19 protein-coding genes are annotated in these 20,466 nt (G+C 63.9%); 9 read left to right on the top strand and 10 right to left on the bottom strand.

Annotated features, from left to right (window positions below; translation table 11 throughout):
• Positions 1–34 precede the first annotated feature (34 nt).
• Together lepB and lepA are read right to left on the bottom strand one after the other, a co-directional pair.
• Positions 35–889, bottom strand: coding sequence for a signal peptidase I (lepB, locus tag CR917_RS05915; RefSeq protein ID WP_043862027.1), 855 nt, complete (start codon positions 887–889; stop codon positions 35–37).
• A gap of 5 nt (positions 890–894) precedes the next feature.
• Positions 895–2,694 carry a translation elongation factor 4 gene (gene lepA, locus CR917_RS05910; RefSeq protein WP_043862028.1) on the bottom strand — a complete coding sequence of 600 codons (1,800 nt, stop codon included), beginning with the start codon at positions 2,692–2,694 and terminating at the stop codon, positions 895–897.
• A 178-nt stretch (positions 2,695–2,872) separates the two neighbouring features.
• Between lepA and CR917_RS05905 the strand changes: the two genes are divergently transcribed.
• Positions 2,873–4,156, top strand: coding sequence for a hypothetical protein (locus CR917_RS05905; protein ID WP_158255579.1), 1,284 nt, complete (start codon positions 2,873–2,875; stop codon positions 4,154–4,156).
• Between the two features lie 71 nt (positions 4,157–4,227).
• Here CR917_RS05905 and CR917_RS05900 read toward each other — a convergent pair whose 3' ends face one another.
• From CR917_RS05900 to rpoE, 4 genes are all read right to left on the bottom strand, one after another.
• Positions 4,228–5,607 carry a DegQ family serine endoprotease gene (locus tag CR917_RS05900; RefSeq protein WP_370409179.1) on the bottom strand — a complete coding sequence of 460 codons (1,380 nt, stop codon included), beginning with the start codon at positions 5,605–5,607 and terminating at the stop codon, positions 4,228–4,230.
• Between the two features lie 300 nt (positions 5,608–5,907).
• A complete protein-coding gene (locus CR917_RS05895) occupies positions 5,908–6,873 on the bottom strand; it encodes a MucB/RseB C-terminal domain-containing protein (protein ID WP_043862031.1) in 966 nt (321 codons plus the stop codon).
• 12 nt (positions 6,874–6,885) lie between these two features.
• Positions 6,886–7,479: a sigma-E factor negative regulatory protein gene (locus CR917_RS05890; protein ID WP_043862032.1), complete on the bottom strand. Its 594-nt coding sequence runs from the start codon at positions 7,477–7,479 to the stop codon at positions 6,886–6,888.
• A 31-nt stretch (positions 7,480–7,510) separates the two neighbouring features.
• Entirely contained in the window at positions 7,511–8,092 is a 582-nt protein-coding gene (rpoE, locus tag CR917_RS05885) for an RNA polymerase sigma factor RpoE (RefSeq protein WP_010220971.1), read from the bottom strand.
• 449 nt (positions 8,093–8,541) lie between these two features.
• Between rpoE and nadB the strand changes: the two genes are divergently transcribed.
• Positions 8,542–10,158, top strand: a complete 1,617-nt coding sequence (nadB, locus tag CR917_RS05880; RefSeq protein WP_054914774.1) for an L-aspartate oxidase — start codon at positions 8,542–8,544, stop codon at positions 10,156–10,158.
• Here nadB and CR917_RS05875 read toward each other — a convergent pair.
• Positions 10,127–10,579: a protein YgfX gene (locus CR917_RS05875; protein ID WP_104572011.1), complete on the bottom strand. Its 453-nt coding sequence runs from the start codon at positions 10,577–10,579 to the stop codon at positions 10,127–10,129. The genes nadB and CR917_RS05875 overlap by 32 nt on opposite strands.
• A complete protein-coding gene (locus tag CR917_RS05870) occupies positions 10,563–10,820 on the bottom strand; it encodes a succinate dehydrogenase assembly factor 2 (RefSeq protein WP_043862035.1) in 258 nt (85 codons plus the stop codon). Before CR917_RS05870 ends, CR917_RS05875 begins: the two co-directional genes overlap by 17 nt.
• 134 nt (positions 10,821–10,954) lie before the next feature.
• Between CR917_RS05870 and CR917_RS05865 the strand changes: the two genes are divergently transcribed.
• A complete protein-coding gene (locus CR917_RS05865; RefSeq protein WP_058540940.1) occupies positions 10,955–11,896 on the top strand; it encodes a folate-binding protein YgfZ in 942 nt (313 codons plus the stop codon).
• 58 nt (positions 11,897–11,954) lie between these two features.
• Positions 11,955–12,761, top strand: coding sequence for an HDOD domain-containing protein (locus tag CR917_RS05860; protein ID WP_054914777.1), 807 nt, complete (start codon positions 11,955–11,957; stop codon positions 12,759–12,761).
• On the opposite strand, the gene CR917_RS05855 is transcribed toward CR917_RS05860, so the two are convergent.
• Both CR917_RS05855 and CR917_RS05850 read right to left on the bottom strand, forming a co-directional pair.
• On the bottom strand, positions 12,762–14,144 hold the full coding sequence (locus tag CR917_RS05855; RefSeq protein WP_043860097.1) for a sensor histidine kinase: 1,383 nt from the start codon (positions 14,142–14,144) through the stop codon (positions 12,762–12,764). It lies immediately after the preceding gene.
• Positions 14,137–14,808 (bottom strand): response regulator, encoded by a 672-nt coding sequence (locus CR917_RS05850; protein ID WP_043860096.1) that lies wholly within the window; start codon positions 14,806–14,808, stop codon positions 14,137–14,139. Before CR917_RS05850 ends, CR917_RS05855 begins: the two co-directional genes overlap by 8 nt.
• Positions 14,809–15,010: 202 nt before the next feature.
• On the opposite strand from CR917_RS05850, the gene CR917_RS05845 reads away from it, so the two are divergent.
• The 5 genes from CR917_RS05845 to CR917_RS05825 all read left to right on the top strand — a co-directional run bounded on the left by CR917_RS05845 (position 15,011) and on the right by CR917_RS05825 (position 20,454).
• The gene (locus CR917_RS05845) at positions 15,011–16,300 is read left to right on the top strand and encodes an OprD family porin (protein WP_104572010.1); all 1,290 of its coding nucleotides are present in this window, start codon (positions 15,011–15,013) and stop codon (positions 16,298–16,300) included.
• 35 nt (positions 16,301–16,335) lie between these two features.
• Positions 16,336–17,316, top strand: coding sequence for a tripartite tricarboxylate transporter substrate binding protein (locus CR917_RS05840; RefSeq protein WP_043860094.1), 981 nt, complete (start codon positions 16,336–16,338; stop codon positions 17,314–17,316).
• A gap of 127 nt (positions 17,317–17,443) precedes the next feature.
• On the top strand, positions 17,444–17,902 hold the full coding sequence (locus tag CR917_RS05835) for a tripartite tricarboxylate transporter TctB family protein (protein WP_043860093.1): 459 nt from the start codon (positions 17,444–17,446) through the stop codon (positions 17,900–17,902).
• 1 nt (position 17,903) lies between these two features.
• Complete coding sequence (locus CR917_RS05830) at positions 17,904–19,418, top strand: tripartite tricarboxylate transporter permease (RefSeq protein ID WP_043860092.1); 1,515 nt, start codon at positions 17,904–17,906, stop codon at positions 19,416–19,418.
• Positions 19,411–20,454: an AbrB family transcriptional regulator gene (locus CR917_RS05825; RefSeq protein ID WP_043860091.1), complete on the top strand. Its 1,044-nt coding sequence runs from the start codon at positions 19,411–19,413 to the stop codon at positions 20,452–20,454. Before CR917_RS05830 ends, CR917_RS05825 begins: the two co-directional genes overlap by 8 nt.
• Positions 20,455–20,466 lie beyond the last annotated feature (12 nt).

The following is a 20,466-nucleotide window of genomic DNA, read 5'->3' as shown; positions in this document are numbered from 1 at the left end:
TTCGGCGCTGTCGAAGGACAGCGCCGTTAGGGTGTTACTTGATCAGGCCAACCCGCGAAAGGCTCGGGAAGTGGCTGAGCTTGGGCTCTGGCCAGCTCATCCAGATGGCGAAGGCCTTGCCGACGATGTTCTTGTCGGGAACCATGCCCAGCAGCTCCTTGGGAATGTTGGGGTCATCCCAGTAGCGACTGTCGTTGGAGTTGTCGCGGTTGTCGCCCATCATGAAGTAGTGCCCGGCAGGCACCACCCACTGCTGGTCCGGCGGCATGCGATAGCGGCTCATCTCCTTGCGGATCAGGTGCTCGGCCTCGCCCAGCTTCTCCTTGTACAACTCGGCGCTGCCCAGGGTGCCCGGCTCGCTGCCGACCAGTTGCTCGGCAATCGGCTGGCCGTTGACGAACAGACGCTTGTCGCTGGTGTAGCGAACCTGGTCGCCCGGCAGGCCGACCACACGCTTGATGTAGTTGACGTTCGGGTCGCTCGGGTAGCGGAACACCATCACATCGCCGCGCTGCGGGTCACCGACCTCGATGACCTTCTTGTCGATCACCGGCAGGCGGATGCCGTAGGAGAACTTGTTCACCAGGATGAAGTCGCCCACTTCCAGGGTCGGCTTCATCGACCCCGAAGGGATCTGGAACGGCTCGACCAGGAACGAACGCAGCACCAGCACGATGAACAGCACCGGGAAGAACGATTTGCCGTACTCGACCAGCAACGGCTCCTTGTTCAACTGCTCGACCACCGCCATCTCGGGCTGGCTGACGCTGCCCTGATAGGTGTTGATCGCCGTGCGCCGGCGCGGGGCCAGGAACAGCAGATCGATCAGGGCCAGCAGTCCACACACGGCAACGGCGATGACTAGCAACAGCGGGAAATTTAGTGACATAGGACCTAGCTATCCAACCTGAGCACGGCGAGGAAGGCTTCCTGTGGAATTTCCACGTTGCCCACCTGTTTCATGCGTTTCTTACCGGCTTTCTGCTTTTCCAACAGCTTGCGCTTACGGCTAACGTCGCCACCGTAGCATTTGGCCAGTACGTTCTTTCTGAGCGCCTTGACAGTGGTACGCGCCACAATCTGCCCGCCAATGGCGGCCTGGATTGCCACATCGAACATCTGCCGCGGGATCAGTTCCTTCATCTTCTCGGTCAACGCGCGGCCTTTGTAGTGCGCATTGTCACGGTGCACGATCAATGCCAGGGCATCGACCTTGTCGCCGTTGATCAGTACATCGAGCTTGACCAGGTTGGCCGACTGATACCGGTCGAAATGGTAGTCCAGCGAAGCATAGCCGCGGCTGGTGGATTTGAGGCGGTCGAAGAAGTCCAGTACCACTTCGTTCATCGGCAGGTCGTAGCGCACCTGCACCTGGGAACCGAGGAACTGCATGTCGCGCTGTACGCCACGCTTCTCGATGCACAGGGTGATGACGTTGCCCAGGTGCTCCTGCGGCACGAGGATGGTGGCGGCCACGATCGGCTCGCGGAAGTCTTCCACCGACGACACGTCCGGCAGCTTGGACGGGTTGTCGACGTAGATGGTTTCACCGGTCTTGAGCTTGACCTCGAAGATCACGCTCGGCGCAGTGGTGATCAGGTCCAGGTCGTACTCGCGCTCCAGGCGCTCCTGGATGATCTCCATGTGCAGCATGCCGAGGAAGCCGCAACGGAAGCCGAAGCCCAGTGCGTCGGAGCTCTCAGGCAGGTACTGCAGCGACGAGTCGTTCAGGGTCAGCTTCTGCAGCGCGTCACGAAAATCTTCGAAATCTTCGGAACTGACCGGGAACAGGCCGGCATATACCTGGGGCTGGATACGTTTGAAGCCTGGCAGCACTTCCACGTCGGGCGTGGAGCTGAGGGTCAGGGTGTCACCGACCGGTGCACCGTGAATGTCCTTGATGCTGGCGATGATGAAGCCCACTTCGCCGGCCTTGAGGTCGGCGGTGGCGGTGTGCTTGGGGTTGAACACGCCCACGCTGTCGACCAGGTGCACCTTGCCGGTGGACTTGACCAGAATCTTGTCGCCCTTCTTGACCCGGCCATGGCGCACGCGCACCAGGGACACGACGCCCAGGTAGTTGTCGAACCAGGAGTCGATGATCAGCGCCTGCAGCGGTGCATCGATGTCGCCGGTAGGGGCCGGAATGGTCTGCACCAGGCGCTCGAGCACCTCGTCCACGCCCATGCCGCTCTTGGCACTGCAGGCCACGGCGTCGGTGGCGTCGATGCCGATGATCTTCTCGATCTCGTCCTTGACGCGGTCCGGATCGGCCTGGGGCAGGTCCATCTTGTTCAGTACCGGCATGACCTCCAGGCCCTGCTCGATGGCGGTGTAGCAGTTGGCGACCGACTGGGCCTCCACGCCCTGGCCGGCATCGACCACCAGCAGCGCGCCTTCGCAGGCGGCCAGCGAACGGCTGACTTCATAGGTGAAGTCGACGTGGCCGGGGGTGTCGATGAAGTTCAGCTGGTAGGTGATGCCGTCGTTCGCCTTGTAATACAGGGTAACGCTATGGGCTTTGATGGTGATCCCGCGCTCGCGCTCGAGGTCCATGGAGTCAAGTACCTGCGCTTCCATCTCGCGCGCGGTGAGGCCACCGCACATCTGGATGAAACGGTCGGCCAGGGTCGACTTGCCATGGTCAATGTGGGCGATGATGGAGAAATTGCGGATATGACTCAAATCACTCACGGGTCAACACTCAAAAAGGCTGCGGGGCGAACGCCCGCCGAAAAATAGCCGGGAATTGTACCTTATGAAGGGGCCAGCCGCCACGCCCGCCCCTCCAGTTTCATGGTGCCTGATATTTCTGTCAGTAGATGGCCGCTCGCGCAGACCCGAATATAGGGCACCAGACGGAGAAATGGCCATGGCACATGTTCAACCAGCAGTCCCCGGAAGCCCCGATACGAGCTTTGGTGACAACGGCGAGCGCTCCCTACCGCAAATTGCGGACACCGATCGTTTCATCACTGATGTGGCAATACACGATGACACAATCACCGTGTGTGGCCTGACCGGGGACCACGAGCAGTCCCGCTATACCTTGCTTCGCTTCGATGATAAAGGTGATCTGGACCCGACGTTCGGCAACAAAGGGATAGTGTTCGGAACATTCGACCCGGTGGCCGAATCGGGCGCGGAAGCCATCGTCGTCGATGCCAACGCGAAGATATGGATGCTGGGATGGGTGAACAGCGCCGGCAAGCCCCACAGACTGGTGATGGCACGTTTCGACGCGCAGGGCGCGCTGGACACCAGCTATGCCTCCCCCCACGGTTACCTTGCCCTGGATCAGGACAACAGCCTTCATCTGAAGCTGCACTCCACGTCACTCCAGCTGCGGGCCGGACACCTGCTCGCCAGTGCTACGCTGGAGTCGGATTGGCTGGCTACCCATGCTTGCGTCTATCGACTGGATCTTGCCGGCAATGCCGGTTTCCCGAGCGGTCAGTTCATCGAGATCACACACCCTTCCGGGACGGTGCAGATCGCCAATGTCATTGCGCAGGAAAGTACATTTCTCGTTGCCGGAACCTTGCGCAACGGGCCTGAGACCCGAGGCTTCATCGCACGCTTCAGAAACGACGGCACACCCGACCCGTCCTTTGGCGACCGATACGGTTTCAAGCTGTATGAATCCCCGCTGTCGCGCTGGCTGCGCTGGTTGCCGCGCTGGCTCCGCTGGCTTGCTCCGCGTCGAAACGCCAACATCCGCTTCAACACACTGATTCAACGCCCCGATGGCCACCTGATCGTCGCGGGGAACCTGCCCGGCGAGCGCCCCGAAGACACCAACGCCATGACTTGGCAATTCGATGCCGAAGGTGTGAGGGACGCGACCTATAACCACGGCAACCCGACGGTGCTGACCTTCAACACGCACACCGAAGACGAATGGGAAGCCGCAGCGCTGCACCAGGACGGCAAGCTGGTGGTGTTTGGCCTGGGCGGTCAGCGCATCTACCGTGCCCGCTATACAGTCCATGGCCGACTGGATACTGCCTTTGGCAACCAAGGTATCGCCTTCCAGGACTACCCCAAGGACAGAAAGATGATCGCCGTCGCAATGACGCCCGCCGCCACACTGCTTGGCTTGAACAGCCAGCACGCATGGGGTTTCTCCGGTCTTCTGGCACGCTTTCGCAATTGACTGCGCGCCCATGAAAAAGCCCGACGCATCGGCGTCGGGCTTTTTCTTACCGCGACCTTCTCGGTCAGGCCTTACTCGGCCAGCTTGAAGGTGATGAAACTGGCACGGCCCTGACGCAGCACGCGCATCGACACCGAACGGTTCTTCGGCAGTTCCTTGGCGATTTCGGTGAAGTTCTTCGCCGAAAGGATGGCCTGGTTGTTCAGGTGGCTGATGACGTCACCGGGACGCAGGCCGATCATCGCGGCCGGACCATCCTGCACTTCCTTGATGACCACGCCGCCCTTGAGCTCCAGAGTCTTTTTCTGCTCTGCAGTCAGGTCGGCTACCGATACGCCCAGGCGGTTGCTGCTGCGCTCGACGCCGCCATTGGCACCGGTGGTCACGTCCTGATCTTCATCGGGCAGTGCACCGATGGTCACGTCCAGGTTCTGGCGCTTGCCGTTGCGGATGATCTCCAGCTTGGCCTTGGCGCCATCTTTCAGGCCACCGACCAGGTGCGGCAGGTCAGCCGACATGACGATCGGCTGACCGTTCATGCTCAGGATCACGTCGCCCACCTGCAGGCCGCCCTTGGCTGCCGGACCATCTTCCAGCACCTGGGCCACCAGCGCGCCGGCCGGTTTGTCCAGGCCGAAGGATTCGGCCAGGTCCTTGTTGACCTCCTGGATCACCACGCCCAGCCAGCCACGGCTGACCTTGCCGTCCTTTTTCAGCTGGTTGGAAACATCCAGTGCAACATCGATCGGGATAGCGAACGACAGGCCCATGAAGCCACCCGAGCGGGTGAAGATCTGCGAGTTGATGCCGACCACTTCGCCATTCATGTTGAACAGCGGGCCACCGGAGTTACCCGGGTTGATCGCAACGTCGGTCTGGATGAACGGCACGTAGGTGTCGTTGGGCAGGGTGCGGCCCTTGGCGCTGACGATACCCTTGGTCACCGAGTGATCGAAGCCGAACGGCGAACCGATGGCCAGTACCCACTCGCCCACCTTGAGTTTCTCGGAGTCGCCCAGCTTGACCGTGGGCAGGTTCTTGCCATCGACCTTCAGCAATGCCACGTCGGTACGCGGGTCGGTGCCGACCAGCTTGGCCTGCAGTTCGCTGCGGTCGGACAGGCGCACGATGATTTCATCGGCATCGGCCACCACGTGGTTGTTGGTGAGGATGTAGCCGTCGGCCGAAATGATGAAGCCCGAACCCAGCGACTGGGCCTCGCGCTGACGATCGCCACGGGGTGAGCGCGGGGCTTGCGGCATGTTGCGCTCGAAGAACTCGCGGAACATCGGCGGCAGGCCTTCGAGGTCTGGCATCTGACCCGCAGCATACTTGCGATCAGGCAGCTTCTGCTTGGTACTGATGTTGACCACCGCCGGCGAGGCCTGCTCGACCAGGGTGGTGAAATCAGGCAGGGCTTCGGCCTGGGCGTTGAGCACCTGCCCGAGCATGAGCACGGCGGCGAACAGCGACAGATAGGATTTCAAGCGAGGTATTGACATACGGCTCCCGTCACAACGAGCGTGGTTAAGCAGTAGGGACCAGCCAACGCACAAAGCCCGGCAACATCCTCGAAAGGCTGCGACCAGGCTCGGTGGATCGGCATTGTTGATGCTGCAACAGCAGTAAAGGCCAGCCCCCGAAAGAACTGACCTATAGATAAATCTGGAGAATTTTGCAAATTCGAAGGCTTACGAATCATGTCAACGCCTTGGCGGCCCATCGATCATCAACGCATTACCTGTGGCTCGTCATTGGCTGGCGTGGGCGTCTTGGGCACGCATCGACAAGGCGACCCGCTCGGCGGTACCGATGGGGATCTCCCCTACCACGGTGACCACCACATCCCCCTTGGGCGTGGTCAGCCGGCGCGAAACCGCGACCGTCGGGCCAAGCTGGGTACGGGCGTCGATGCCCGAATTGCCTGCAACCGGCTCCAGAAACACCGAGAAGCGTGCCAGGCCATCATCGTACATCAGGCTGCTGACGATGCTCTTGTGCTCCGGATCCTTGCGTACCGCGCTGTTGACCAACTCGAAGCCGGGTGGCAACCAGTCGGAACGCCATCCCGATGCGGCCTCGGCAACCTGCTGAGTGGCCTGGGCCACCGGCTTGCAGTTGCTGCTTGGCTGCAGTTGGGCATCGTCCGGCGCCTTGTCGGTCTCCAACCGGGTGAACTGGAAGCGCTCCAGCAGTTGCTCCTTGTCGTTGAGCAGCAACGACTTGAGGGGCAAACCCGACTGTCGATCCAGGTGCAGCTCGAAGGCATAACGATGCTGATCGCGCGGCCTGAGGGTGATGATCTCGACCTCGCGACCGGCCACCCGGGAGCGCCCTGCCACACTCAGGTCGTACCAGTTCATCAGCTTCAAGGGGTCCAGTACACGAGGCGAAGACTGCGCCGCATTGCCCACTCCGCGGGCCAGGGCGCCGCTCACGCACTGGGTACGTCCATCTACCCGCACAACCTCAAGGGCTGGGCCATCGAGTTGCAACAAGCGTTCACGAACCTTGCCCTCCTGCACCCGATGCCAGATGTCATGGGTGGAAAAGCTGCCGTTACGCTCGTAGACGAAAGTACCCTGATAACTCTGCTGCTGCTCGGCCTTGGCCAGACGGTTGAGCCAGTCTGCGGCATCAGTGGAGGAGTTGGCGGCCAGGGCCGGCACCGACAGACATCCTCCGAGCAAGAGCGGTAGTAGAGTTGGCGCGCGCATGATCCTCCTTACTCAGCGATTTTCCAGGCTGGCCGCACGGGCATAAGGCAGAGCACTTTCAGTCCCTTCCACGGCGGCTTCCTGAGCATGCTGGCGCAGGTAGCCCGGCAGACGTTCGTCCTGCCAGCCGCTTTGACCTTGCAGCACGCCATTTGCCATTGGGCCGGTCGGCTGTTCGGCACTCTCGGTGTAGCCTGCCAGTACTGCCGGGCCTTGCACCTGAGGTACGGTCACGCCTTGCTGCACAGGCTGCTGGGCAGCCAGTTGGGCACCGCTGATGTCGTCCTGGTTGTACAGGCGCACACCTGCCAGTACTGCAACGGTCACCGAAGCTGCAACAGCCAGACGACCCAGGCTGCGCCATGGACCACGGGCAACCTTGACCGGCGTGGCTTCGTCAGCCAGTGCGGCACTGACCGCGGCGGCGATATCCAGTTTTGGCAGCAGCAGTTCCTTGTGCATCGCTGCTCGGGCAACCTGGTAACGCGACCAGGTGGCACGGGTTTCATTGTCGTCGACGGCATTCAATACCCGACGCAACTCCAGTTCGTCCGCTTCGTTATCCATCACCGCGGACAGCGATTCCTGCAAAGCTTCACGACTCATGGCGGTTCCTCTCTTGGCTGTCGCCGCTGTCTCAGGTTTCCTGCAACAACGGCTGCAGGGCTTTATCTATGGCCTCCCGAGCGCGGAAAATTCGAGAGCGCACGGTACCCACCGGACACTGCATGACGCTCGCAATGTCCTCGTAACTCAGACCATCGAATTCACGTAAAGTTAACGCCGTACGCAAATCTTCTGGCAGCTGCTGGATGGTTCGGTGGACGGTGCCCTCGATTTCATCTCGTAACAGCGCGCGCTCTGGTGACTCGAGATCCTTGAGGCCATGATCGCCATCGTAAAATTCCGCATCCTCGGAACTGACATCACTGTCTGGCGGCCGTCGACCGCGGGATACCAGATAGTTTTTCGCCGTGTTGATCGCAATGCGGTACAGCCAGGTATAAAACGCACTGTCGCCACGGAAATTGCCAAGCGCACGGTAAGCCTTGATGAACGCTTCCTGTGCCACATCCTGGGCTTCATGGGTGTCGTGCACAAAACGCACGATCAACCCGAGAATCTTGTGCTGATACTTCAGCACCAACAGATCAAACGCTCGCCTGTCGCCACGCTGCACGCGCTCGACAAGCTGCTGATCCTCTTCCTGGGTTAGCATGAACACTCCTCGGTGGACCTGGAGGAGTGCTGCAGCGGCCATCGTTCAGGCTTGCAACCATAGACTCGGGCTTTTCGCAAAAGTTCTCCCCTCCAAGCAAGTTTCCTGCGGCCCTTGAACGGCTCGCACGAAAAACGCAGCACGGTCACGGCCGGCTGCGTCAATATTCTGGTCTCGTGTACGCAGGCAGAGCCGATATCAGCCCCAGGCCTCCCGTCGCCGCCGCGTCCTGGCATGCAGGCAACCTTCTATGGATAGGCAGGGTTCCAGGAAAGTTCCCACATGCAAGCATCAGGTCGCACCGCACGTCATGGAAATCAGGCCCTCGAGGCTGTTATAAAGGCAACCCAGCCCGTTTCACGATAGTTTCACAATGCCATAAACACCTGACTATTGTGCCGATACCCCCGTCCTTATACTAGTGGTCGCCTCGCTCGGATATCCCTGACATGAGCCAACAATTCCAACATGACGTTCTGGTGATCGGCAGCGGTGCCGCCGGCCTGAGCCTGGCCCTGAACCTGCCGGCGCACCTGCGCATCGCCGTACTGAGCAAAGGCGAGCTGGCCAACGGCTCGACCTTCTGGGCACAGGGCGGTGTTGCCGCCGTGCTCGACGACACCGACACGGTACAGTCCCACGTGGAGGATACGCTCAATGCCGGCGGCGGGCTGTGTCATGAAGACGCGGTGCGCTATACGGTCGAGCACAGTCGCGAGGCGATCCAGTGGCTGATCGACCAGGGCGTGCCGTTTACCCGTGACGAACAGGCCGGCGTCGATGAACGCGGCTTCGAGTTCCACCTGACCCGCGAGGGCGGCCACAGCCACCGGCGCATCATCCACGCGGCCGACGCCACTGGCGCGGCGATTTTCACCACGTTGCTGGAGCAGGCCCGCCAGCGCCCGAACATCGAGCTTCTGGAACAGCGCGTGGCGGTCGACCTGATCACCGAACGGCGCCTGGGCCAGGCCGGCGAGCGCTGCCTGGGAGCCTATGTGCTCAACCGTGCCAGCGGCGAGGTCGACACCTTTGGCGCCCGCTTCACCGCGCTAGCCACCGGCGGGGCGGCCAAGGTCTACCTCTATACCAGCAACCCGGACGGCGCCTGCGGCGACGGGATCGCCATGGCCTGGCGCGCCGGCTGCCGGGTGGCGAACCTGGAGTTCAACCAGTTCCACCCCACCTGCCTGTACCACCCGCAGGCCAAGAGCTTCCTGATCACAGAAGCACTGCGCGGTGAAGGCGCCCTGCTCAAGCTGCCCAACGGCGAGCGCTTCATGCCGCGCTTCGACCCGCGCGCCGAACTCGCCCCGCGCGACATCGTGGCCCGCGCCATCGACCATGAGATGAAGCGCCTGGGCGTCGACTGCGTGTACCTGGACATCAGCCACAAGCCTGCGGAGTTCGTCAAAAGCCACTTCCCGACCGTGTACGAACGCTGCCTCACCTTCGGTATCGACATCACCACCCAGCCGATCCCGGTGGTACCGGCGGCGCACTACACCTGTGGCGGCGTGATGGTCGACGACCACGGCCAGACCGACGTACCGGGGCTCTATGCCATTGGCGAAACCAGCTTCACCGGCCTGCACGGTGCCAACCGCATGGCCAGCAACTCGCTGCTCGAATGTTTCGTCTACGGCCGCTCGGCGGCAGCCGACATCCTCGCCAGGCTCGACAGCGTGGCCATGCCCCAGGCCCTGCCCTGCTGGGATGCCAGCCAGGTCACCGATTCGGACGAAGATGTGATCATTGCGCACAACTGGGACGAGCTGCGCCGGTTCATGTGGGACTACGTCGGCATCGTGCGCACCAGCAAGCGCCTGCAGCGCGCCCAGCACCGGGTACGTCTGCTGCTGGACGAAATCGACGAGTTCTACAGCAACTACAAGGTCAGCCGCGACCTGATCGAGCTGAGGAACCTTGCCCAGGTAGCGGAGCTGATGATCCGCTCGGCCATGCAGCGCAAGGAAAGCCGGGGCCTGCACTACACCCTGGACTACCCGGACATGCTGCCCGAAGCTCTGGACACTATTCTACGGCCGCCCACCTACGCCGACTGAACTTCAACCGCAAGCGCAGGCGCCGGTGCAGCACCGGTTCCAGGGCATCGGGGGCGATGCACTGGCTCTGGCTGAACAGCCGCCCCGGCCGGCGATAACGCAGCACTACCAGGGCGGGCAAGGCGAGGCTGTCGCGGCGCAGTTGCACCTGCTGCCAGCCCGTGGCCGCGCTGAACAAGTGCCAGCCAGAAGGATCACGGCGCAGGCCGGTGACGGCACGCGGGTGGGTAAGCAGGATATGCCGGGGCACGACCCAGGCTGCGTGTGCCAGGCAAAGCGCCAGGCCAAGCAGGGTCATGTATAGCGAAATGGCCAGCAGGCACAGCGCGATCAGCGCCAGCGACTGGCATGCGAGGTAGGCCGCCAGCAGGGCCCGCGAGCCCTGCCAGCGACACTCGAAGCGGTCACTTGGGCTGGACACGGTCCAGGATCATGCGCACCATGCGCTGCAGCTCAGGATCGTCGGACTCGCTGCGTTCCATGAACCAGCCGAACATGTCCTGGTCTTCACAGGTCAGCAGCCGGACATAGAGCGCGCGGTCGACGTCGTTCAAGGTGCTGTAGACCTCCTGGGTAAACGGCACCAGCAGCACGTCCAGCTCCAGCATGCCGCGGCGGCTATGCCAGAAGAGCCGGTTGAGTTCAGATTGTTCGACGACCATGGAGCCCTCCTCAAATTGGCCGCCAGTATACAGGCCGAGCCTGTGAACGGCACAAGGCGTTGGTCTAGGTCGGCTACCTATTTTGCCGACAGCACTCTATGATGACCCCCAGTCCTGATTACCTGCGAAGACCCATGGCCGACTCCGCTTTTTTCTGCCCCCTGTCCCACGAGGGCGTCCTCGCCGTCCGCGGCTCTGACGCCGGCAAGTTTCTGCAAGGTCAACTGACCTGCAACATCAATTACCTCGACGAGCACACCTCCAGCCTCGGCGCGCGCTGCATGGTCAAAGGGCGCATGCAGTCGAGCTTTCGCATCGTGCCCCACGCCGACGGCTTCGTGCTGGCAATGACCCACGAACTGCTCGAGCCGCAACTGGCCGACCTGAAGAAGTACGCCGTGTTCTCCAAGGCCAAGCTCACCGACGAGAGCAGTGCCTGGGCGCGCTTCGGCCTGCAGCATGGCGACAAGGCGTTGCAGGCGCTGGGCATCGAGCCGCCGACGCAAGATGGCGCCATCAGCCGGCACGCCCCCCTGTTCGCAATTGCCGTATCGCCGGGCCGCACCGAACTGTGGGTACCGGCCGAACAGGCCGCAGCCGTACGCGAGCAACTGGCCGAGCACCTCGACGAAGGCCCGCTGGATGCCTGGCTGCTGGGGCAGATCCGCGCCGGTATCGGCCAGGTGATGGCCCAGACCCGCGAGCTGTTCATCCCGCAGATGATCAACCTGCAGGCCGTGGGTGGCGTCAGCTTCAAGAAGGGTTGCTATACCGGGCAGGAAATCGTCGCGCGCATGCAGTACCTGGGCAAGCTCAAGCGTCGCCTGTATCGCCTGGCCCTGGCCGAGGGTACTGCTCCGGCCCCTGGCACCGAGGTGTTCTCCCCTACCCATGCCTCATCGGTGGGTGAGGTGGTGCTGGCCGCCACGAGCGCGCAGGGCAGCGAGCTGCTGGCGGTGCTGACTGCCGATGCGGTAGCAGACGACAACCTGCACCTGGGCAGCCCCGAGGGCCCGCGCCTGGAACTGCTGAGCCTGCCTTACGAACTGGACCGCGATCGCGAAATCCAGCGCTGAGCCCACCTGCCCCGCCGCGTGTGGCGGTGGGGCCCCTGAATGCGCTAGAGAATCCACGATGAACACGCTGGCCCAGATCGTTGAAGCACAATTGCTCAGCGCCATCGACAACGATGACCTGGTGCTGCCGACCTTGCCGGAAGTGGCCCTGAGCATCCGCGAAGCGGCTGAAGACAGCGAGATCAGCGTCAGCACCCTGAGCAAGGTGATCGGCCGCGACGCCGCGTTGTCGGCACGCCTGATCAAGGTGGTCAACAGCCCCCTGTTGCGTGCGGCCACCGAAGTCACCGACCTGCAGACCGCCATCACCCGCATGGGTATCAACTACAGCTGCAACCTGGCCATCGGCCTGGTGATCGAGCAGATCTTCCATGCGCGCTCACCAGTGGTCGAACAGAAAATGCGTGAAATATGGGCCAAGAGCCTGGAAGTGGCCGGCATCAGCTATGAGCTGTGCCTGCGCTTCACCCAGCTCAAGCCCGACCAGGGCGCCCTCGCCGGGCTGGTCCACCAGATCGGCGCATTGCCGATCCTGACCTATGCCGAAGAACACAACGAACTGCTCTCCGACCCGGTCTGCCTGAACCATGTGATCGACCTGATCCACCCGGTACTGGGCGACAAGATCCTCAGCGTGTGGGAATTTCCCGAGCAACTGGCCGGGCTGCCGAGCCTGTCGCAGAACCTGGAGCGCAGCACCGACAAGCTCGACTATGTCGACATCGTGCAGATCGCGCGCACCCTCAGCGATGGCAACGAACATGCCCTGGCGCGCCTGCCGGCGATGCGTCACCTGAAGCTGCCACCCAACAGCCACCTGCAGGTCAGCGAGCTGATCGGCGCCAAGCACATGTTTCGCGCCTGATCAGTCGCCCGGGTTGAAGCTGACCCGAACCTTGAGCCCGCCGCGCTCGCCATCGTGCAGGCTGATCTGCGCCAGGTGCGCGCGGCAGATCTCACCGACGATGGCCAGCCCCAGGCCGGTGCCCTGCGCACTGCGCCGATAGAAGCGTTCGAACACCCGCTCGCGCTCCTGCGGGGGAATCCCCGGCCCGTCGTCCTCCACCTCCAGTACCGCCGGGGCCGTCACCCGCAGAATCACGTTGCCATTGGCCGGGGTGTGCGCCAGGGCGTTGTCCACCAGGTTGCTCAGCAATTCGTTGAGCAGCGTCGGCTCGCCGCGTATCCACACCGGCGCCTGTGCTTCCAGTGCCAATGCCACACCCCGTGCATGCGCCAGCGGCGCCATGGCCATGCCCAGCTCGCGGGCCAGCTGGCTGAGGTCGAGCAACTGTGCACCGCCCTCGGCAATGGCGCGCGCACCGTTCTCCACCCGTGCCAGCGACAGCAGCTGGTTGGCCAGGTGGGTCAGCTTGTCGGTGCCCTGGGCCGCCAGTTCGAGCGTGGTGCGCCATTCCTGCGGGTCCTTGGCGCGCAGGCCCAGTTCCACCCGCGCCTTGAGCGCCGCCAGGGGGGTGCGCAACTCGTGCGCGGCGTCGGCGATGAACTGCGCCTGGCGCTCGAACTGGCCCCGCAGGCGCTCGGTGAAGTGATTCAGTGCACGCACCAGAGGCCCCAGTTCGCGCTGAACCTGAACCACCGGCAGGGCGCGCAGGTCGTCGGGCTGGCGTTCTTCCACGGCGCTGCGCAGGCGCTCCAGCGGGCGCAATGCGGCGCTGACCGCAAACCACACCAGCAGCAACGCCCCCATCGCCAGCATGCCCAGGCGCAGCAGGGTATCGGCCATCAGGCTGCGGGCCATGCTCACGCGCGCCTCTTCGGTTTCGGCCACGCGGATCTCCGCCATGCCGTTCATGTTCGGCTCGCTCACCGCCTTGAGCAGGCTGACCACCCGCACGTCCTGGCCCAGGTAGCGCGCATCGTAGAAGCGCGCCAGGGCCGGATAGTCATCGGTACGCGGGGTATCGGGCGGCGGTGCGGGCAGGTTTTCGTAGCCGGAAATCAGGCGTTGATGGATGTCGTTGACCTGGTAGTAGATCCGCCCCGCGCTGTCGTAGGCAAAGGTGTCCAATGCCACGTAGGGCACATCGGCGCTGAGGGTGCCGTCGCGTTGCGAGAGCCCTGCGGCGATGGTGCGCGCCGAGGCCAGCAGGGTACGGTCATAGGCAGTGTCGGCGGCCTCGCGACCGTTCCAGTAGGCACTCAGCCCGCTGGCCACCATCAGCACCACCAGCAGCAGGGCGAGGTTCCACAGCAGGCGCCCGCGCAGGCTGCCGGCGTCACGCATCACGGTGCTCGAGCAGATAGCCCAGCCCACGGAAGGTGACGATCGCCACGGCATGCCCGTCGAGCTTCTTGCGCAGGCGGTGCACGTAGATCTCGATGGCGTCGGGGCTGGCCTCCTCGTCCAGGCCGAACACCTGCGCCGCCAGTTGCTCCTTGCTCATCACCCTGCCAGGGCGGGCGATCAGCGCCTCGAGCACGGCCTGTTCGCGGGAGGTCAGAGCCAACAGCTCGCCCCCCAGGGTGAAGCGCCGGGTATCCAGGTCGTACACCAGCGGGCCGCAGGTCTGTTGGCGCTCGCCACCGAGCACGCTGCGGCGCAGCAGGGCCTTGACCCGCGCCTCCAGCTCGGTCAGTTCGAACGGCTTGGCCAGGTAGTCGTCAGCCCCCAGGTTCAGGCCGTGCACGCGGTCCTTGACGTCGCTGCGGGCGGTCAGCATCAGCACCGGCACGGTCTTGCCGCGGGCCCGCAGGCGCGCCAGCACCTCGAAGCCGTCCATGCGCGGCAGGCCCACATCGAGCACCGCCACGGCATATTCCTCGCTGGCCAGGGCCAGGTCGGCAGCAACTCCATCGTGCAGCACATCCACCGTCAGGCCTGTGCTCTTGAGGGCCTGGGCCACGCTCTCAGCCAGTTGCAGATGGTCTTCGACGAGCAGTACACGCATCGATTTCTCCTGGTCGTGTCGCGTTCAATGGCGCGGAGTTTACAGCGCGGCGGGCGCCTGTGAAGCCATCGAAACATTGAAAGGCCACTGAAAGGTTAGCGAAAGGTTGAGCCCCTAGCATCGCCTGACGGCCCGTTGTACAGGCCGTAGATCGAACCGAAGCGTTCGACCCGAATAAGAACAATAACGGAGTCACCCCACGATGCTGTCCACCCAGCCTCAGGCGCCTGCGCCTGCCCGTCGCCTGCACCCTCGTCCCTCTGCCATCGCCAGTGCCCTCGCCTTTGTCGGCGTCGCCCCGCTGAGCCAGGCCGCGTTCGTCGAAGACAGCACCGCCACCTTCGAAACACGCACCATGTACTTCAACCGCGATTTCCACAACGAGCCCAGCACCACACAATCCAAGCGCGAGGAATGGGCCCAGGGCTTCATGCTCAACCTGGAATCGGGCTACACCGAAGGCACCGTCGGCTTCGGCGTCGACGCCCTGGGCATGCTCGGGGTCAAGCTCGACTCCGGCAAGGGCCGCACCGGCACCGGCCTGCTGCCGACCCATGACGACGGGCGCGCCGCCGACGAGTACTCCAAGCTCGGCCTGACCGGCAAGGTCAAGGTGTCGGCCACCGAGCTGAAGGTCGGTACGCTGATCCCGCAAACGCCCACCCTGCGCCCCAACGACGGGCGCATCCTGCCGCAGACCTTCGAGGGCGGGCTGCTGACCTCCCAGGAAATCAGGCACCTGACCTTCACCGGTGGCCGCCTTGAAAAGGTCAAGGACCGCAACGACACCAACAAGGAAGACATCGCCCTCAACAACAAGAACGGTCGCTTCCTGGGCACGGCCGAAGGCAACCATTTCGACATGGCCGGAGTGGACTACAAGCTCACCGACCGCATCACCGGCAGCTATCACTTCGCCCAGCTCGACGACGTGTACCGCCAGCACTTCGTCGGCCTGCTCGCGACCCAGCCGTTCGGCCCGGGCACCTTCGGCGCCGATGTGCGTGTGGCGTTCAGCGGCGACCAGGGCCAGGCCCGCGGCGGCAGGATCGACAACACCGCCTTCGGCAGCCTGTTCAGCTATGCCCTCGGCGGCCACAAGCTGAGCACCGGCTACCAGCGCCTGTCGGGCGACAGCGCCTTCCCCTACGTCGATGGCGCCGACCCCTACCTGGTCAACTTCGTGCAGATCAACGACTTCGCCCAGGCCGACGAGCGCTCCTGGCAAGTGCGCTACGACTACGACTTCGCCAAGCTCGGCGTACCCGGCCTGAGCTTCATGAGCCGCTACCTCAGTGGCGACAACGTCAGCCGCGCCGGCGGTGGCGAAGGCAAGGAGTGGGAGCGCAATACCGAATTCAAGTACGTGGTACAGAGCGGCGCCCTGAAGAACGTCGCCGTGCGCCTGCGTAACGCCACCTTCCGTTCCAACTTCTCCCGCGACGCCGACGAAGTGCGGCTGCTGGTGAGCTACAGCGTGGCGCTTTGGTAATCCGCCCATAACAACAATGTTCACGGAGACTGACGATGACTTTTTCACTGCGCAAGATCGCCCTGGCCACCGGCTGCCTGCTGCTGGCCGGCAACGTGCTGGCCGCCGAACCCAAACGCCCCGAGTGCATTGCCCCGGCCTCGCCCGGCGGCGGCTTTGACCTGACCTGCAAGCTGGTGCAGAGCGCGCTGCTCAACGAGAAGATCCTGAGCAAGCCGATGCGCGTCACCTACATGCCCGGCGGAGTCGGCGCGGTGGCCTACAACGCTGTGGTGGCCCAGCGCCCGGCCGACGCCGGCACGCTGGTGGCGTGGTCCAGCGGTTCGCTGCTGAACCTGGCCCAGGGCAAGTTCGGCCGCTTCGACGAGAACGCAGTGCGCTGGCTGGCAGCGGTAGGCACCAGCTACGGCGCCATCGCGGTGAAAAAGGACTCGCCCTACAAGACCCTCGATGACCTGGTGGCGGCACTGAAAAAAGACCCTGGCAAGGTGGTGATCGGCTCGGGCGGCACCGTTGGCAGCCAGGACTGGATGCAGACCGCACTGATTGCCAAGGCCGCCGGCATCAACCCGCGCGACCTGCGCTATGTGGCACTGGAAGGCGGTGGCGAGATTGCCACCGCATTGCTGGGCGGGCACATCCAGGTGGGCAGCACGGACATCTCCGACTCGATGCCGCACATCCAGAGCGGCGACATGCGCCTGCTGGCGGTGTTCTCCCCCGAACGCCTGGACGAGCCCGAGATGAAGGACATCCCTACCGCCAAGGAACAGGGCTACGACATCGTCTGGCCAGTAGTACGCGGGTTCTACCTGGGGCCGAAGGTGAGCGACGAGGACTACGCCTGGTGGAAGGCATCGTTCGACACGCTGCTGGCCTCGGATGAATTCGACAAGCTGCGTGACCAGCGCGAGCTGTTCCCGTTCGCCATGACCGGTGAAGCGCTGGACGTGTATGTGAAGCAGCAGGTAGCGGACTACAAGGCACTGGCCCAGGAATTCGGACTGATCCAGTAACCCATCGCTTCACCTGTAGGAGCCGGCCTTGCCGGCGAATCACCGCGGTCCCGCCAGGTCGGTGGCGCGTCATTCGCCGGCAAGGCCGGCTCCTACGGGTGCAGGTTTGCCCTTCGAGGATTCCCCCATGATCCTGCAACGCCTTTTCGCCCTGACCCTACTGGCCGCCTGCGCCGCACTGGCCGTCATGGCCTGGCCCTACCAGGCCGCCTTCTCCTACGAACCGGTCGGCCCGCGCGCCTATCCGTTGCTGATGCTCGGCCTGATGGCCATCGCCCTGCTCTACCTGGCGATCCGTCCCACGCCCATCGTGCGCAAGGACGACGAACCAGAGCTGGACCGCGCCAGCCTGATCAAGATCGGCCTGTGCACCGGCCTGCTGCTGGTGTTCGCCGCCACCTTCGAATCCCTGGGCTTCATCCTCAGCAGCACGCTGATCGGCATCCCCATGGCGCGCCTGTACGGCGGACGCTGGCTGCCCAGTGCGGTCATCGTCGGATTGATGAGCATCGCCCTGTACCTGCTGTTCGACCGCGCCATGGATGTGCCCCTGCCCCTGGGCCTGCTCGACGTTCTGGAGAATTGACATGGATACTTTCAGCTACCTCGGTCAGGGCTTCGGCGTCGCCCTGAGCCCCTACAACCTGGTGACTGCACTGTGCGGCACCCTGATCGGTACGGTGGTCGGCCTGCTGCCGGGCCTGGGCCCGATCAACGGCGTGGCGCTGCTGATCCCCATCGCGTTCGCCCTGGGCCTGCCGCCGGAATCGGCGCTGATCCTGCTGGCCGCGGTGTACCTGGGCTGCGAATACGGCGGGCGCATCAGCTCGATCCTGCTCAACATCCCCGGTGAAGCCTCCACCGTGATGACCACCCTGGACGGCTACCCCATGGCTCGCCAGGGCCTGGCCGGGGTGGCGCTGTCGCTGTCGGCCTGGAGCTCGTTCATCGGTGCGTTCATCGCCACCTGCGGCATGGTGCTGTTCGCCCCGCTGCTGGCCAAGTGGGCGATCGCCTTCGGCCCGGCGGAGTATTTCGTGCTGATGGTGTTCGCCATCGTGGCGCTGGGCGGCATGGCCGGCGACAAGCCGCTCAAGACCTTCATCGCCGCCCTGATCGGGCTGTTCCTTTCGGCCGTGGGCATCGACGCCAACAGCGGTGTGTACCGCTTCACCGGCGACAGCATCCACCTCACCGACGGCATCCAGTTCGTGGTGCTGGTGCTGGGCCTGTTCTCCATCAGCGAGATCCTGTTGCTGCTGGAAAAGACTCACCACGGGCACAAGGCCGTGGAAGCCACCGGACGCATGCTGTTCAACCTCAAGGAAGCCGCTTCGGTGTTCGTGGTGAACATCCGCTGCGGCCTGCTCGGCTTCTTCATGGGCGTGCTGCCCGGGGCCGGTGCGACCCTGGCCAGTGCCGTGGCGTACATGACCGAAAAACGCCTGGCCGGTGCCAGCGGCACCTTCGGCAAGGGTGACAAGCGCGGCCTGGCCGCTCCGGAAACCGCCATCGGCGCCTCCTGCTGCGGCGCCCTGGTGCCGATGCTGACCCTGGGCGTACCGGGCTCGGGTACCACGGCGGTGATGATCGGTGCCTTGAGCCTGTACAACATCACCCCCGGCCCGCTGCTGTTCGAACAGCAGCCGGACATCGTCTGGGGCCTGATCGCCTCGCTGTTCATCGCCAACATCATGCTGGTGATCCTCAATATCCCCATGGTGCGCCTGTTCACCCGCATCCTGTCGGTGCCCAACTGGGCGCTGGTGCCGGTTATCGCGATCATCACCGCGATCGGCGTGTATGCGGTGCATGCCACCACCTTCGACCTGTTCCTGATGATCGGCATCGGCATCTTCGGCTACATCCTGCGCAAGCTGGACTTCCCGCTGTCGCCGCTGCTGCTGGGCTTCATTCTCGGCGGGCTGATGGAGCAGAACCTGCGCCGGGCGCTGTCGATCTCCAACGGTGAACTGGAGATTCTGTGGGCCAGCCCGATCAGCCTGGGGGTATGGGCGATGGTCGCGTTGATGCTGACCCTGCCGCTGCTGCGTATATGGCGCCGCCGCAGCGCCCAGCGTCGTGCCCTGGCCGATGTCTGAATCCACCTTGCGCACCTGGTGGGCCACTCCACTGGTCGGCCTGGCCGGCGGATATCTCGCCAGCCTGGTCGGCTGGCCGCTGCCATGGATGGTCGGCTCGCTGCTGGCGGTGATTCTGGTGCGCTGCCTGACGCCCTGGCAGATCGGTGAAATACCCAACGGGCGCAAGTGCGGCCAGTGGATCATCGGCGTCGGCATCGGCCTGCACTTCACCCCCCAGGTGGTCGAACAGGTGGCCAGCCATTTCGGCTTGATCTTCTTCGGCGCGCTGATCACCAGCGTATCCAGCCTGATCGGCGTATGGCTGTTGCTGCGCACCGGTGAAGACCGGGCCACGGCGTTCTTTTCCAGCATGCCGGGCGGCTCGGGCGAGATGGTCAACCTGGGTGCACGCAACGGCGCAGTGCTCAGCCGCGTCGCCGCCGGGCAGAGCCTGCGGGTACTGGCGGTCGTGCTGTGCGTGCCCGCAGCGTTCAAGTTCCTGCTCGGCGACGGCGTACCGTTGAGCCATGCCGGTACGGTGGATGGTTACTGGCTGGCGTTGATCGCGCCGCTCGGGGTGCTGGCCGCACTGCTCTGGCAGCGCCTGCGCCAGCCCAACCCGTGGCTGTTCGGCCCGCTGCTGGTGGCCTCGAGCATCAGCATCGGCGCCAACCTGCACACCGGCCTGCCCGACGGCGCCAGCCAGCTCGGCCAGTGGCTGATCGGCAGCGGCCTGGGCTGTCACTTCAACCGCGCGTTCTTTCGTCGCGCGCCGTCGTTTCTGGGCCGTACCCTGGTCGCCACGGCGCTGACCATGCTGCTGGCGGGCCTCGCGGCCTGGGCCTTGAGCGCGTTGACGGCGCTGGACCTGCGCTCGCTGACCCTGGGCATGATGCCCGGCGGTATCGCCGAAATGAGCCTGACCGCCGAAACCCTGCAACTGTCGGTACCGCTGGTGACCGCGCTGCAGGTGATGCGCCTGCTGTTCGTGCTGTTTCTGGCCGAGCCGTTGTTCCGGCACTGGGCGGGCGAACGAACATCCGCCAACCCCTGAAACGAGAAAAGG

Source organism: Pseudomonas sp. BRM28 (genome assembly GCF_002939405.1).
In the GTDB taxonomy this organism is placed as follows: Bacteria; Pseudomonadota; Gammaproteobacteria; order Pseudomonadales; family Pseudomonadaceae; genus Aquipseudomonas; species Aquipseudomonas palmensis.
This window is presented reverse-complemented; position numbering and strand designations above follow the sequence as displayed.

Bases quoted from the DNA above. Each gene is read 5' to 3' on its own strand.
- CR917_RS05890 (WP_043862032.1), bottom strand. From the start codon at position 7,479: ATGAGTCGTGAAGCTTTGCAGGAATCGCTGTCCGCGGTGATGGATAAC.
- CR917_RS05845 (WP_104572010.1), top strand. From the start codon at position 15,011: ATGCTGTCCACCCAGCCTCAGGCGCCTGCGCCTGCCCGTCGCCTGCAC.
- CR917_RS05860 (WP_054914777.1), top strand. From the start codon at position 11,955: ATGAACACGCTGGCCCAGATCGTTGAAGCACAATTGCTCAGCGCCATC.
- CR917_RS05855 (WP_043860097.1), bottom strand. From the start codon at position 14,144: ATGCGTGACGCCGGCAGCCTGCGCGGGCGCCTGCTGTGGAACCTCGCC.
- CR917_RS05840 (WP_043860094.1), top strand. From the start codon at position 16,336: ATGACTTTTTCACTGCGCAAGATCGCCCTGGCCACCGGCTGCCTGCTG.
- CR917_RS05895 (WP_043862031.1), bottom strand. From the start codon at position 6,873: ATGCGCGCGCCAACTCTACTACCGCTCTTGCTCGGAGGATGTCTGTCG.
- CR917_RS05865 (WP_058540940.1), top strand. From the start codon at position 10,955: ATGGCCGACTCCGCTTTTTTCTGCCCCCTGTCCCACGAGGGCGTCCTC.
- rpoE (WP_010220971.1), bottom strand. From the start codon at position 8,092: ATGCTAACCCAGGAAGAGGATCAGCAGCTTGTCGAGCGCGTGCAGCGT.
- CR917_RS05850 (WP_043860096.1), bottom strand. From the start codon at position 14,808: ATGCGTGTACTGCTCGTCGAAGACCATCTGCAACTGGCTGAGAGCGTG.
- CR917_RS05835 (WP_043860093.1), top strand. From the start codon at position 17,444: ATGATCCTGCAACGCCTTTTCGCCCTGACCCTACTGGCCGCCTGCGCC.
- CR917_RS05870 (WP_043862035.1), bottom strand. From the start codon at position 10,820: ATGGTCGTCGAACAATCTGAACTCAACCGGCTCTTCTGGCATAGCCGC.
- CR917_RS05825 (WP_043860091.1), top strand. From the start codon at position 19,411: ATGTCTGAATCCACCTTGCGCACCTGGTGGGCCACTCCACTGGTCGGC.
- CR917_RS05900 (WP_370409179.1), bottom strand. From the start codon at position 5,607: ATGCTCGGGCAGGTGCTCAACGCCCAGGCCGAAGCCCTGCCTGATTTC.
- nadB (WP_054914774.1), top strand. From the start codon at position 8,542: ATGAGCCAACAATTCCAACATGACGTTCTGGTGATCGGCAGCGGTGCC.
- CR917_RS05905 (WP_158255579.1), top strand. From the start codon at position 2,873: ATGGCACATGTTCAACCAGCAGTCCCCGGAAGCCCCGATACGAGCTTT.
- CR917_RS05830 (WP_043860092.1), top strand. From the start codon at position 17,904: ATGGATACTTTCAGCTACCTCGGTCAGGGCTTCGGCGTCGCCCTGAGC.
- lepB (WP_043862027.1), bottom strand. From the start codon at position 889: ATGTCACTAAATTTCCCGCTGTTGCTAGTCATCGCCGTTGCCGTGTGT.